Here is a 14,036-nt window from a genome sequence, read left to right as displayed (position 1 = left end):
ATCTCTTCACAAACAATGAAGTCAACAAGACCATGGCCAGGACTCCATACAAAACGAGTTGCGGCGTATTCATGATCTTCCCCTATGTCTGCTTGACTACTATTGTTAATTTTCCACCAGGTTCAAATGACCTGGCAACTTGGAGTAAGAACGGCCTTGCGGTAATTCTATTCTGATATGGGCATATTCCCATTCAACTTCATTCGCTTCTGCCGCAGCCTTCGCGGTACGCAATGCAACGAGCAGCCATTGTTGTGCTGGTGCCCTATTAATGCCGATGACGATCATGATTTCACCCATGCAAAGAATGATTTATCTATTTTTAATTATTTTCTTATCTCTTGTTTATTCCACACTTAGTTCTGCATTTACTTCGGTATTTATTTTGCTATTTATCCTGCATTTGTATTTGCCTGCCTGTGCGCCCTGGGCCTATCGACTGCCAGCTCCAGTTCGGCCTTGTTCATGCCCGAGCGGCCCCGGATATTTTTTCTGCGCGCTTCCTGATACAACTGCGCGAAGGTCCGACCGGTTGAACCACTATGCGAATGAAGCCCACCGCGCCTTTCTGCGGGCATGTCCTGCACGGAGATCTTGCTCGCTTGCTGACTCTCGCCATGCTGTGCTCTCTCCTTATTAACGGTACGTGCAGCAATTTCTGTAGCCAGGCCAGGCATACGGCCACTGTTAATTAAGTTGTCTTTGATATGCTTGAACTGACGCTCTCTTTTTGCGCTCCATGTAGTTCTTGGCATGATCGCTCCTTTATTTGTTTTTTTTAATTAACCCGCGTTATTCGCGCTGCGTCCATGAAGTCGATAATAAGCCCCAGCCGTCAAGAACAAAATCGGACTAAGACGATAGTTGCGTAAGACTATGCTGACGAAGTTGCTGTAATGCAGCGCAAAAAAAAATTCCCATGCTGCTGCATTTGATCAGGTTAACATTGCATGATTTATAGACACTGACCATCATGTCTAGAACTCATTTCATAAATAGGGATGAGTGCGAACTAGGCGATTTAGGATGCAGTGCAAGGCCTGAGTTACCTATACTCTGTAGCTAAGGCTCATGCCTTAGCAAAGGAGAGGTGGCATACTACGCGCAGCAATGCGCCCAAATCGTCAGTTCCCGAAGGGTTTGCCTCATAACATGTGCCAGACAGCATGGAATTTATTGTGGATAGCACCACTATTAACGGCCGTATCCCCATTGCCAATCCGTGTTATGAGGCAAACGCGCCTCATTCCTATTTATGAAATGAGTTCTAATTACATAACCGGATGTACACATGTCACGTACTGAACGCCTGTTGCAGTTGATGCAAATCCTGCGCCGGCATCGCTACCCTGTCAGCGGTACGGCGCTTTCTCAAGAGTTGGGGATTAGTTTGCGCAGCTTGTACCGCGATATCGCCACACTGCAAAACCAGGGTGCAAAAATTGCCGGTGAAGCGGGCGTAGGCTATATCTTGCAGCCGGGCTTTACCCTGCCACCATTGATGTTCACTGAAGAAGAGATTGCCGCCATTGCCCTCGGTTCGCGCTGGGTGGCGCAGCAGGCAGACCATAAACTGGCATTGGCAGCACGAGATGCAATGGCAAAAATTGCCTCGGTCTTGCCAGCAGAAGCCAGATTGGAACTGGAGACCAGCGGCCTGTTGATAGGCCCCAGCAGCAAGAACGCTGGCAATGATGAGCAGTTGCGCGAGATACGCATGGCCATACGCAAGCAACACAAACTGGTACTTGAATATCAGGATGAAACCGGCAAGGCCAGCGAACGCGTCATCTGGCCCTGCGCCCTGTCCTTCTTTGATAATTTGCGCATCATCGTCGCCTGGTGCGAATTACGCAATGACTTCAGGCACTTTCGCACTGACCGTATACAGGCCTTGCAGGTGGCAGATCACACCTACCCGCGCTCGCGCCAGGCTTTGCTGAAGGAATGGCGCGAACAACAGGGGATCAAAGCTGAGCGTTGAGATGTGCTGATGACCTGTGCTGAATAATGTGTGCCAAATGATGCGTAAAAAATAATACGCCCCTGGAATCGCTCTGCTTATTCATTTGATCACCAAAGAGCATCCTCAGCTCGCGGGCTGCTTGACAGGCTTTACGTTTGACAGCACCTGACCAGCTTTGCACTCAGAAAAGTCCTGCTTCTTGCACAGGCGCTGCAAACCTTTTTCAGCCTCCTTGTCACCATGATCAATCGCCTTGCGATACCAGCTTGCTGCCTCATCTAGGTTAATCTTGTAGCTGCCCAAGCCCTGCTCATGCACCAGACCAAAGTAGCGTTCGCCACTGGCGTCACCGTGTTTGGCACTTAATGAAAACCAGTTGGCTGACTTGACTGCATCCCTTGGAAATCCATATTCTCCCCGCAGGTGAAACTGCCCCATCAGGGATTCGGAATAGGCAAAGCCCTTCTCGGCTGACGACTTGATCAGACGCGCAGCTACTGCCCTGTCTGGCTTTATTCCATAGCCACGATCTATCATATAAGCCAGCTTGAACTGGCCGAGTGCATCGCCCTGGTCTGCGGCTTTCTTGTAGTGCTGAAAGGCGTCCTGGTGATTGGGCTTGTCGCCCATGCCATCCATCAAGAGATCGCCGACGATGATGCTGGCTTGCGTATTGCCCAGTTCAGCAGCCCTCAAAAACCAGGCATATTGCCGCTGCTTGTCGGCAGGCGCGAATTTGCCGTCACGGTATAGCCAGCCCAGGCGGTAGGCAGCCTTGCTGCTATCTTCTCCCGCCAGAGTTTCCAGAGACCGTACAGCCGTCTTGAGATTGGCCTTGTCTTCCTTACTCATCGTCAGCAAGACTTCTGCTTTCTCAATTCGCTGCTCCAGTGTCAGCATGGAATCAGGTTTGTCCAGTTGAAACGGCATTCTGCCTGCCGACGTGAATTGACCAGGATCATACTTTGGCGTTGGTCTGTCCCTGCCAGAAAACATGCCAAAGAGTACAAAAACAGCAATGAATATCCAATAAGCTGGATGACCGTTGTTGTGCTCTTGTGGCGCATATGACCGCTTGTCACCAATGGATTCCCGGGAGTCAATCTCCTCTATCATTGCGGACCATTGTGCAAGATTTTCCTTGCTCGTCACCAGCAGCAACCAGGAAAGATAGTTAGCCTGCATATGCCGTAACAAGCCCAGATTCGCCTTAAGGTATTGCAGGTTGGGAGATTTCTCTTTTCTGATTTTTGTAATCAGGGCCCATAGTTTTGCACGCGCTTTTTTATCTTTGCGATAAAACTCTGCGGCGTCGGACAGTGCACGATCAATAACGCGGCCTGATCTGCCCAGTTGCAACAAACGCTGGCGGTCTTTTTGCCAGCCAAAATTTTGTACCGCCACATCAAATAACTCACCATTTCCGGGCTGCCAGCCCCGCAGCAAATAATCTGCCAGCATGCGTTCAAATAGCAGACGCGTTTCCATGTGAAACAGGCGCATATCGTCCAGCAATGCCGCCAGGTTTTGTCCGGCGAAATCATCATCACGGTCATCACAGTCGTCACTGGCACCATTATCAGCGCCATCATCTCTGCCATCGCAATGGAGGCGCATTGCCTCCAGCATTTCATTGAAGATTTTTTTTGCAGCTTCTTCCGGGCTAACAATTTCTGCTTTTTCAACAACAACAGGTTCTTGCTGCGTTTTTACGGCAGGAGCGCTTTCCTCTGCTTGCCATGGCATGGCGGTATCGAGGGCGGGATTTTCGGCCTGGCCGCTGGCGCCCTGAACGACATCAGATTTCTCTTGCGACGAAATCTCGTCAGCGACCAACGCGTCCTTGGGTGCGAGAGTCGTTTCAGTATCATACGCCACGACTACAATGCCATCGTCTTCTGCATGCGACATTGCCTGCACCTGGAATTGCCCCTGAAACTGCTCCCTGTAGCGCAACCAGGACAATGCGGCTTCATATGAATCACGCAAATCCTGAAAACCCTGGAGGTCTTTTTCTTGGTCTATCTGCTTCAGTTTGCGCGCATAGGCACGCTTGACTGCACGCTCATCAGCATCGGCGTTTAATTGATTTTCAACAAAGAATAGTGGTGGATTGCGCATGAGAATATAGTGTCGTTCAAACTTGTGCTGCTGGTATTTTTCATCGCCCTGGCGGGAATTTCATCGCCATTTTGTGTCAAACAGGCGGCCAGGCAAGCGCTCAGATAGCACGGTGGCAGGTAGCAAGATTAGTTTTCCCTGCAATCCATATAAAAACCTGACTGACACAGGCTCTTCAATCTCTTGCTGGCTTCTGCATCCCCTTGCCTTGCTGCCCTGCCATACCATTGTGATGCAGCGAGGTGATCCTGGGTGTAACCACCCAGGCCTTTTTCATTGATGAGCCCCAACATGCGCTGGCCAATTGCATCATTCTGGCGGGCACTCAGCAAGAACCAGTAGGCAGCCTTTTCAGCATTGGCATATGCACCGTACAAACCATTCAAATACATCAGGCCCAACTCACTTTGTGCCACGGCCTGGCCTTTTTCTGCTGCGGCTGTCATCAATTCCAGTACACGCTTGCGGTCCTTTTTGACGCCGGTACCATCTGCGTACAAATGGGCAAGCTTGATCTGTGCCAGGCTTTGCCCCTGTTCAGCAGCCTTGCTGTACCAGCGTATGGCTTCGTCCAGGTTCTTGTTGACACCACGTCCGTCAAAATAATAGTCGGCCACCATGACGGCGGCATCCAGATGAGCCTGCTCTGCCGCCTTGGTGAACCATTTAAGAGCCTCCGCATCATCTTGCTTTACCTGCCTGCCGTCGCGATACAACCAGCCCAGTTGGTAGGAAGCTTTGACATAGCCCTCGGTGGACAATTGCGCTAGTTCCAACACGGCTTTTTGCAGCATTTCTTCATGTTTACCGGCGCGGCTTAGTTCACGGCAGGCGGCATCAAACCGGGCTGCGGGTGTTTTTGGCACAGTTTGCCTGACTACTGGCGGCGGTGTCACCGTCTTTGCGTCTTGTACGATCAATTGCACGATGAGCAGCGCGACGGCACACAAAAACACAGGAAGAAAATAAGGCCTGAAGGGCCCGCTCCTGGCGCGCATTGCTGTATAAAAACTGGTTCTCGCAGTAGCCCCAACATCTTCCCCAGGTACCGAAAATGTGCCGCCACTGCCTTGCGCCACCTTGTTGCGCGCCTCAACTTCTTGGGCTTCCTTGAGTGCATTTTCCCTGGCGACTTCCTGTATCGCATCGAATTGTGCTTTCCAGATATTGAAATTATCCTTGCTGGTCACCATCCATAACCAGACCGGATACAACTCATGAAGCACTAGCAGTTTTTTAAAATTGGCTTCGAGATAGTCCTTGCCCGGATTTTTATCCTGCCTCAGTTTTTTCAGCAACTCCCATTGCGCCTTGCGCAGATTGACTGGCCTTTGAAAAAATGCCTGCCTTTCTTTATGGGCACGATCCAGTAAATGGCCACGCCGGCCCAGGCTTAACAGGCGAGGCTTGTCCTTATCCCAGCCAAATATCTCAAAGGCAGCATCGAACAGCTCACCATTGCCACGTCTCCAGCCTCTGGACAGATAGGCGGCCAACAGCGTTTCGAAGACATAGCGCGCATAATTGCCAGACAGGCGCGGGTCTCCCATGGCAAGCCGCAGGTGTTTTTCTGCATAAGCTTCTTCATCAGCGCACTTGAGCATGGCCATCAGCATTTCGGCAAAAACACGCTCAGCCTTGCTGGCAGCCAGTTGCTTATCACCTTCTTGCATGGCTGGTGCGGCACTGCCCGGTGTTACCCTTTCTGTCTGTCCTGCTGCAACAGCGAGTGGCTTTGCCTCTGCCGTGCGCGCGTCAGGTACTTGCTCTTTTGGTGTCAGTGGACGTACCGGCTCAGCATTATTTCTGGCAACTTGCTCTTGCGATACTGCGCCCGCCTCAGATTGCGGAGACAAGGTCTGTTTCTGACTGCCTTTGTCACTGCCCTGCTGTGCTGGCATGTCTCCTTGCCTTAGCCTGCCACTGTCCCTGTGCCTGATCCACGCCTGGGCTTCTTCATAGGCTTCGCGCAATGCCTGAAAGCCAGGAAGATCCGTTTCCTGGTCTATTTTTTTCAGGTGCTTTGCATAAACACGCTTGACGGCGCGTTCGTCAGCATCGGCAGGCAAACCGTACAGAGAAAAAAACGACGGGGTATAGTCCATGATTCAATTCACAAGCATCTGCATACCCACTTTAATTCAGTTGCGGGTCAAAATCCGAATGCAAATGGCTATCGCTTTCTATGGAATCGAGCATGTCGGAAAATTTTTTCTTGGCTGGATTAATGTGGCGCGGATTCTGCGTTTCCAATACTCCCTCAAACTCGGCTATCTGCACACTCAGCCAGGAGCGCAATTCTCCACGTACCTGCTGGTATATGCGATCGGCCCTGGCCAGCAGGGTGCGCATTTCAAGCGTATCGCGCGGGTGCATCTTGATTTTTTCGAGCTCGACAAAACGCTGCCTGATCTCTTCATCCGTGAGCATGCCGGGGTTGCCCTCAATAATAAGGACATGGCTTTCAGCGCTATTGTCGATATTGACCCTGACTTCCAGCAGGCCATTGACATCATAGGTAAAGCGCACATCGACCGCCTTGTCCTCTTTGCCATCCTTAGGCAAGGGAACATCGAGCTGGCCGAGCAGGATATTGTCTTTGACCAGGCGCGATTCACCCTGGAAAATGCGCAGCACCACACTGGATTGACGCGCATCAACTGCGCGGTAATGGCCCACACGGCTGACCGGCACCGCGGTATTGCGCTCAATGACAGGCGAAAAATGTCCATCAGATGACTTGCCGTCAGCCAGACGCATGCAAACTTCTACACCCAGTGAATAAGGTGCCACGTCTGTCATGACCACTTCTTCAAGCGCAGCATCTTTCATCTTCAGCCCAGCCTGGACTGCTGCGCCCATGGCGACGACTTCGTCTGGATTGATCTCACTGGTAGGGAAACGGCCAAACATCAGTGTCACCAGGCGCTTGATGACGGGCATGCGGGTTGCACCACCGGCCAGCACGATACTGTCAAGCTCGTTGGCCCGGATATTGGTATCGCGCAAGGCGCGCTCTACCGGTTCGCGCATGCGCTTGAGCAAGGGGGCGCAGAGTCGGTCCAGAGCCTCTTCATCGATATCCATGTTGAGATCATTGCCATCGAGCTGGATTTGCACTACAGCTTGCTGGCCAGTGGACAAGGCACGTTTGGCTGCCTCGGCAGATGCACCCAGTCTTTGCATGAACATGGGGTTATTGCGCAGGCTGCTGGAGAGGCTATTGCGCTGGAAGAACAAATCGACAATCGCATTCGTGACATCTTCACCGCCCAGGAAGTTGTCACCGGCAGAGGCGCGCACTTCCATGACACCTTCAAACAATTCCAGGATAGATACGTCAAAGGTACCACCGCCAAGATCAAACACCAGGAAACGGCTTTCGCTGTCAAGCTGGTGCATGCCGTAAGCCAGTGCTGCGGCACTGGGTTCATTGAGCAAGCGTTCGACTTTCAGGCCCGCCAGCAAACCTGCAGTGCGGGTCGCCTTGCGCTGGGCGTCAGAAAAATAGGCGGGCACGGTGATGACCGCTTCGGTCACCGCTTCCCCCAGAAAAGCTTCAGCATCGGCCTTGAGTGACTTCAACACCAGTGCAGACAATTCTTCGGCACGAAAATCCTTTTGTCCCAGCCTGACTTTCTTGTCGCTACCCATATAGCGCTTGAATACCGAAGCCGTGCGCTCTGGATGGGTCTGCAAACGTTCCCTGGCGGCCTTGCCGACAAGGACAGTGCCATCTTCATCAAGACTGACGCAGGAAGGTGTGAGCGTCTCGCCAAGGCCATTGGGCACCAGTTGCGATCTACCATCTTTCCAGACAGCCACCAGGCTATTTGTTGTTCCTAAATCAATACCGATGATCATGCCGACACTACTCCCGCGCTGATACCGCGCTCAAAACAAATAAAGTGTCATAACATAAACCAAAATGGGCAATTTTTGCGCTATGCAGCAAAAATAATTTACCCATGATGCAAACATACAGGCTTTATCCACCCTGACGTAGAGCAAGATCGCAGTGAATGTTAGAGGAGAAATCAAACGCGGGAAATGCAGATAGGCATCTGGATGGCAACATCCAGATATCTGCTTGTGTCAACCCAGCATGCCAGGGTTGCCAGCCACGCCAATCAGGCGCGGCGTATTCAGTTTGCGTGGCGTGATCTTTTTGTGCGTGCGCAGCCATTGCGCCACCACGTCCCACACTGGCTCACCCTTGGCACCTTCTGCCACTGGTGCCCAGCCTGCGACCTTATACACTTTGCCATCAGCCAGTGGCTGACCGTTCAGGCGCATGTCCTGTATGCGTTTGCCCATGACTGCTGCCGGTTCCATCGCATAGGTCAGGCCACCGACGCGCACCATGTCCCCACCTTGCTGGTAATAAGGGTCAGGGTTGAACAGATTATCGGCCACATCTTCCAGCACGGTCTTGATGGCTGCACCTGTCATTTCTGTGACGGTGGTATAGGAATAAGTCGTGGCGGTCTGGTCCATTACATGTTCCATGGTGATGGCGCTATTCGGCAGCAGGGATGTACCCCAGCGGAAACCGGGTGAAAAAGCGATTTCTGCACCTTTGACTTCCATGAGGGCATCGACAATCAGTTGATCAAAGCTGCCATTGAAATTACCACGACGGTACAAGGCTCCTTCTGTCATCGCCAGTTTTTCAGCCAGCTTTGTAGTGTAAGGTGCACGGATCTTTTGTATGAGCGACTGCATGTCAGCATCTGCTGGCAGAAAGTTCGCAAAAACCGGCATTAGCTTGTACTGGAAGCCTTGTATGCGACCTTCTTTCACATCAAAATCGAGTACACCGAGGAACTTGCTATTGCTGCCTGCATTCGTTACCAGGGTCTTGCCGCCGCCGTTTTCTACGATGACAGGCGCAGGCATGCCATCATGAGTATGCCCACCGAGTATGGCATCAATGCCGCGCACACGAGACGCCATCTTAAGATCGACGTCCATGCCATTGTGGGACAGCACCACCACTACTTTAGCCCCTTTGGCACGCGCCGCATCGACCGTCTTTTGCATATTCTCTTCCTGTATGCCAAAGCTCCATTCGGGCACCAAGTAGCGCGGATTGGCAATGGGCGTATAAGGAAAGGCCTGGCCGATGATGGCGACTGGCACGCCGTTCATTTCTTTCATGACAAAGGCTTCAAATACCGGATCACCAAAATCGGTAGTCTGGATATTTTGTGCGACGAAATCGACCTTGCCCTTGAAATCATTCTCGACAATCTGCTTGACGCGTTTGTCACCGAGCGTCATTTCCCAATGCGCTGTCATGACATTCACGCCCATCTGCAAACAGGCATCGACCATATCCTGCCCCTTGGTCCACAAGGCCGTGGCAGAGCCTTGCCAGGTATCGCCTCCATCAAGCAAGAGCGCACCGGGCCGGTTACCCTTGATGCGCTTGACCAACGTTGTCAAGTGCGCAAAGCCACCGACCTTGCCATACGTCGCTGCCGCCTGTTCGAAGTTCAGGCAGCTAAAAGCATGGGCTTCTGGTGTATTGGGCTTGATACCGAATTGCTTTAGCAAATGTTCGCCGACCAGATGCGGGCTCTTGCCAAATGCCGCGCCTATGCCCAGATTGACACTGGGCTCACGAAAATACAGCGGCAACAACTGCGCATGGCAATCGGTGAAATGCATGAGATGCACATTGCCAAAGCGTGGCAAGTCGTAGAGTTTATCTGCCGCCAGATTGGCGATGGCAGCCTGCGCATCTATCTGCATGCCACCAGCGGCGGCGATGGCCATTACTTGTAAAAAATCGCGACGATTCAGACCCATGATGATTTGCTTTCTGTTTTGGTGTTGCTTTGTCGTTGATTTTGACGTTGCTGTTGATTCTGATGTTGTCGTGGTTTTTGACTTTGGCAGTTCCGATGTGTCGATGCCTTTGCTGCGAGACAGAAAATGGAAAAAGAAAGACCGCTGTTTGAGCCGCAGGCGAGTTTCGGACTTTCCCATTTTTTGACTTGCAGCAAAGGGAACCCCGAAGGGGCAGCGACGCCTCGGTCGCCTTTCTTTGATTTCTTTGGCGAAGCAAAGAAAGGGATTAGGCCGCCGGGCCGAGATCCGGCATGGCTCTACGAAGGGCAATCGTCTTAATCAAAACACCGCACAGCAACGAACGTCACTGGATTCCTGCGTTCGCAGGAATGACGTTAATATAAATGCCGCTCATCAACCAAACCCCATCCCAACCTCCCCCCCATGAAGGGCAAGGAGAGTCCATTCACTTATTCACCGGCGACTCACCATCCAGCAACAACGCCATCACATCCTTCAACTGCGCCTCAGTCAATACCCCGTTATGCCCAAACCTCGGCATACGGGAACAAGCGTTATAGGCCTGCGCGTTATACAGCTTGCCCCAGGTATATTTCACAATTTCCGGGCTGGTACCACGCAGCTTGCCGTATTGGTAAAGCGAAGGTCCGATATTACCGAAAGAGATTTCTGTCTTGCTCATCTGGTGGCAGGCATAGCAATTGCCGCCGTTGACTGAGCCCATCGCATCTGAAGACTGCATGCCACGGCCATTCTGGGCGATTTTTTCGCCATTTTTCCAGTCACCCATGTACTGACCATCTGCCGGATATTTAACGGTAGCGAGTTGTGCCTGTTCGAGCTTTTTGGCTGGTTTGGCTTTCAGGCCTTGCGGGTTGGCGCTGCACAGGGCCTGGGCTTCGTCCTGTTGCACCATGCGTTCCATGGTAGCCGGGCCCTTGGCTTTGAAGTCTGCCTTCATCATTTCCAGTGCGGCTTTTGCATAGTCTGGTTCAGCGGCAGAAACCAGCGCCGTACTGCAAATGGCTGCCAGCAAAACAATGCTATGGCCGATACGTAAATTTTTCATCTATATCCCCTTAGCGTTTCAAGGCTGGTGCATTCATGACCGCGCCATCGGCAGATTTTGCCAGGAACATGGTCAGTGCGGTGATAGTGTCAGACGCATAGTCAGGCACGGGGAAACGTTGCTGGCGGAAGCAGTCATTGAGCCGATGTTGCATGGTTCTTACTTCGCCCTGTGACACACGGTAAGCGGGCCAGGTCGAATAGGCAGCCTGGGCGTTTTCCTTGTTGTTCAGATTCGGCAAATCTTGCAGGCGTATCCGCTGGCCGTCCGCTGAGTGGCAGGACGCGCAGGCAAAATCGTGGGAACCGGCACGGTAATAGAATATTTTCTTGCCGATTTCATAGGCCTGTTTTTCTGCCGGATGTTTGGTGCTGATGGCCAGCTTCATGCCGCGTGATTCTGCCGTCAGAAAAGACACCAGTGCTTCGATATCAGACGGGTTGCCAGCAGAACCAAAAGGTGTTTTTATTGCCTGTTCACGCGTCAGGCCTTGCAGGTTCATGCGACAGTGCATGAGCCGTTGTTCGAGGTCCATGACCTTGTTGGTGTCTTTAAAATAGCGCGGCAATTCTGCATAAGCACCCTTGGTCACACCCGGGCCTTTACCGAGGTCACATTGCTCCAGGGATTGCTGGTTGGGGCCCAGCTTTTTTTGCCAGAGCTCCTGGCCTCGCATCTCCCATAATTCTGCCGGGTTGCCGTCGGCCAGCATTTGCCGGTATTTGGCAATTTCATCCGTCGCAGATGAGCTTGCAGCTGGTGTTGCTGTTTGGGCCTGTGCAGACGACAACACCGAGCATGCCAGTATGACGCAAAGCGGCATAAATGACAGTGATTTGAAGGCAAGACTTGACATGGATTTTCCTTATCAGGCTATCGCTGCTTCATCAGTACGCTGGTCACCTTTGCTGTCTGTCCAGGTCACCGACACTTTATCACCCTTGACGCCCCCCTTGAATTTGAAAGACAGGAAAGGGTCTTTGGACACCGAAGGCCCAAACTGTGCATCGAGCACCAGTTTGTCTTTCCATTTGGCTTGCAAGTTTTTGATGAAATGTGCAGGTACGACTTTGCCTTCGAGATCTTTACGCTGACCTGTTTCCATATCGTGACGCATCAATACTTTTACTTCAACGACGTCGCCAGTAACCGCCGCCCGAATACGCATAGGATCGCCCATGATGTCTCCTTTTTACTAATTTTAAATGAATATTTGATCAACACCTGTAAGCTCACCACAGAGACACGGAGGCACAGTGAAAGGCATGAGAACTACAGTAAAAATTATGACTTGAAATTAAGTCTTACACTATTGTTAGGCCAAATGTTGGGCTGATGAATCGTAGCCCAACTGCAGCCTGACCCAACCTATGCACAATACTCCCATTTCTCTTTAAACTTCTCTGCATCTCTATGTTGAGGTGTCTTAAAAATTAACCGCCGCAACCACCTAGAGTCACTTTTATTTCTTTCGACGCCACCAACCATTTGCCGTCCGCTTTGACCAAAGCATGCACGTTCGAGGTTTCACCGACTTTGACGCGAGTGCTGACTGAGGCTTCTGTCCCTTCTGGGATATTGAAAGCCGCTGACATGGCGTTGGGGTTTTTTTCAATCAGGATGGCGATGTAGTCGGTGTTGGCGGCTTTGCTGCTAACACTCACCGGTACCACTGCGCCGTTTTCTGCAATATCAGGCGCACCGATCACAATATCAGTACTGACTGCGGGGCTGCCTGCCCCCAGGGCGGCAAAGGCGTCTTGCAGGCTCTTGGCTTCAAAAGCCTTGGCTTGCCATTCGGCAGCAAATACATCGGATGGTTTGAGCAAGCCAGCGGCAAAGGCCAGGCCAAATACCGTGGATATGCGTAAAAAATCACGGCGTTGCTGGCCGTTATCATTGATCTTGAATGCCTGCTTCATTACTGTCTCCTGAGTAAGCGTACTGCCGCTATATTGCGAACTGAAAAAGTTTGATAAGCTTAACGCGAAATCGTTCCATCGATATGACAAAACTGAAAAAAGCTTACTACACCATCTACCATGATCTTCACTGACGCATGACCCAGTCCAACATGGTCTTGACGTCAGCATCCTTGATGTGGCCTTGCGGTGGCATGGGGATATCGCCCCAGACGCCACTGCCGCCCGCCTTGATTTTCTTGATCAGATTGACTTCGGCATTGGCGTCACCTTTGTATTTTGCAGCGATCTGAGCGAAGCCGGGGCCAACTACTTTATCCTTGATACCATGACAGGCAATGCAAGCGTATTGTTTGGCCAGCTTCAACCCTTCTTCTGCGACTGGCGCACTGACTTTGACCACGGCAGCCTTGTTCAGATCGACGCCGCGCACTGCACCAACAGTACGGTTCTGTTCTACCGGGTTGCCATTGGCACCGCGGGCAAAGGCTGGTAATTCAGACGTGATCTTGACTTCCTTCAGACAGTCTTTCATGCAGGCAGTGTTCTTGACATCTGGCTTGCCACTGGTTTGCCACAAGCCATGCTTCTCTGTCATGCCATTGCGGTTGGGCATGCGTTTTTGCACTTCGGCGATGTTCTCGTCCGACATGGAAAAGTCGTCGGCAACAACGCCACCCAGATTCAGGAGATACGCGGTAACTGCATATACTTCATTAGCGGTCAGGGTCTTGGGTGCATTCCAGGGCATGGCGCGGTTGATGTAATCCCACAATGTAGAAACTGTCGCCACCTTCATGAGGGTGGTACGTTGCGGCTGGCTATTACCGCTCAGTGCGGCCACCCGGCCATTCTTGACATCGTCCTTGGTCGTGCCACCAACGAGGGGTGTAAATACCTGGTTGGATTCACCAAAAGTGCCATGGCATGAAGCGCATTTACCGTCCCAGACTTGCTGGCCCTGATCGACACTGCCACGCCCTTTAGGCAACCCCCTGAAGTCCGGGCGTACATCAATGTCCCAGGCTGCTACTTCCTTGGGAGTCGCAGCACGACCTATATTGCTGTAGTCAGCTGCATTGGCTATCAACACAGTTCCGGTCAGCGCCAGCATGCTCATGAGCTTAGTCAGCATTTTCAT

The 14,036-nt window shown here is 51.8% G+C and carries 12 protein-coding genes; 1 reads left to right on the top strand and 11 read right to left on the bottom strand.

The genetic code is table 11. The features are described 5' to 3' along the window. Nucleotides 1-105 precede the first annotated feature (105 nt). Nucleotides 106-300, bottom strand: a complete 195-nt coding sequence (locus ACO0LG_RS27535; protein WP_423031494.1) for a hypothetical protein — start codon at nt 298-300, stop codon at nt 106-108. A 92-nt stretch (nt 301-392) separates the two neighbouring features. Next, the gene (locus tag ACO0LG_RS27530) at nt 393-755 is read right to left on the bottom strand and encodes a plasmid stabilization protein (RefSeq protein WP_423031492.1); all 363 of its coding nucleotides are present in this window, start codon (nt 753-755) and stop codon (nt 393-395) included. A gap of 536 nt (nt 756-1,291) precedes the next feature. Here ACO0LG_RS27530 and ACO0LG_RS27525 point away from each other — a divergent pair. Beyond that, nucleotides 1,292-1,984: a helix-turn-helix transcriptional regulator gene (locus ACO0LG_RS27525; RefSeq protein ID WP_423031490.1), complete on the top strand. Its 693-nt coding sequence runs from the start codon at nt 1,292-1,294 to the stop codon at nt 1,982-1,984. 105 nt (nt 1,985-2,089) lie between these two features. Here ACO0LG_RS27525 and ACO0LG_RS27520 read toward each other — a convergent pair whose 3' ends face one another. From ACO0LG_RS27520 to ACO0LG_RS27480, 9 genes are all read right to left on the bottom strand, one after another. Then, complete coding sequence (locus tag ACO0LG_RS27520) at nt 2,090-4,087, bottom strand: tetratricopeptide repeat protein (RefSeq protein WP_423031488.1); 1,998 nt, start codon at nt 4,085-4,087, stop codon at nt 2,090-2,092. A 128-nt stretch (nt 4,088-4,215) separates the two neighbouring features. After that, nucleotides 4,216-6,192, bottom strand: a complete 1,977-nt coding sequence (locus tag ACO0LG_RS27515) for a tetratricopeptide repeat protein (protein WP_423031486.1) — start codon at nt 6,190-6,192, stop codon at nt 4,216-4,218. A 31-nt stretch (nt 6,193-6,223) separates the two neighbouring features. Beyond that, on the bottom strand, nt 6,224-7,951 hold the full coding sequence (locus tag ACO0LG_RS27510) for a molecular chaperone HscC (protein WP_423031484.1): 1,728 nt from the start codon (nt 7,949-7,951) through the stop codon (nt 6,224-6,226). 231 nt (nt 7,952-8,182) lie between these two features. Then, nucleotides 8,183-9,901 carry a thiosulfohydrolase SoxB gene (soxB, locus tag ACO0LG_RS27505; protein ID WP_423031482.1) on the bottom strand — a complete coding sequence of 573 codons (1,719 nt, stop codon included), beginning with the start codon at nt 9,899-9,901 and terminating at the stop codon, nt 8,183-8,185. Nucleotides 9,902-10,349: 448 nt separating this feature from the next. Beyond that, on the bottom strand, nt 10,350-10,973 hold the full coding sequence (gene soxX, locus ACO0LG_RS27500) for a sulfur oxidation c-type cytochrome SoxX (protein ID WP_423031480.1): 624 nt from the start codon (nt 10,971-10,973) through the stop codon (nt 10,350-10,352). A gap of 10 nt (nt 10,974-10,983) precedes the next feature. Continuing rightward, nucleotides 10,984-11,796, bottom strand: coding sequence for a sulfur oxidation c-type cytochrome SoxA (gene soxA, locus ACO0LG_RS27495; RefSeq protein WP_423031541.1), 813 nt, complete (start codon nt 11,794-11,796; stop codon nt 10,984-10,986). A 45-nt stretch (nt 11,797-11,841) separates the two neighbouring features. Next, nucleotides 11,842-12,153, bottom strand: coding sequence for a thiosulfate oxidation carrier complex protein SoxZ (soxZ, locus tag ACO0LG_RS27490; RefSeq protein WP_423003950.1), 312 nt, complete (start codon nt 12,151-12,153; stop codon nt 11,842-11,844). A 253-nt stretch (nt 12,154-12,406) separates the two neighbouring features. After that, nucleotides 12,407-12,895, bottom strand: a complete 489-nt coding sequence (soxY, locus tag ACO0LG_RS27485) for a thiosulfate oxidation carrier protein SoxY (protein ID WP_423031478.1) — start codon at nt 12,893-12,895, stop codon at nt 12,407-12,409. Between the two features lie 127 nt (nt 12,896-13,022). Further along, on the bottom strand, nt 13,023-14,036 hold the full coding sequence (locus ACO0LG_RS27480; RefSeq protein ID WP_423031476.1) for a c-type cytochrome: 1,014 nt from the start codon (nt 14,034-14,036) through the stop codon (nt 13,023-13,025).

This window comes from Undibacterium sp. Ji42W (assembly GCF_049340405.1).
Lineage (GTDB): Bacteria > Pseudomonadota > Gammaproteobacteria > Burkholderiales > Burkholderiaceae_D > Undibacterium.
Note: the sequence above shows the minus strand (reverse complement) of the source record. Positions and strands in the feature narration are given on the sequence as shown.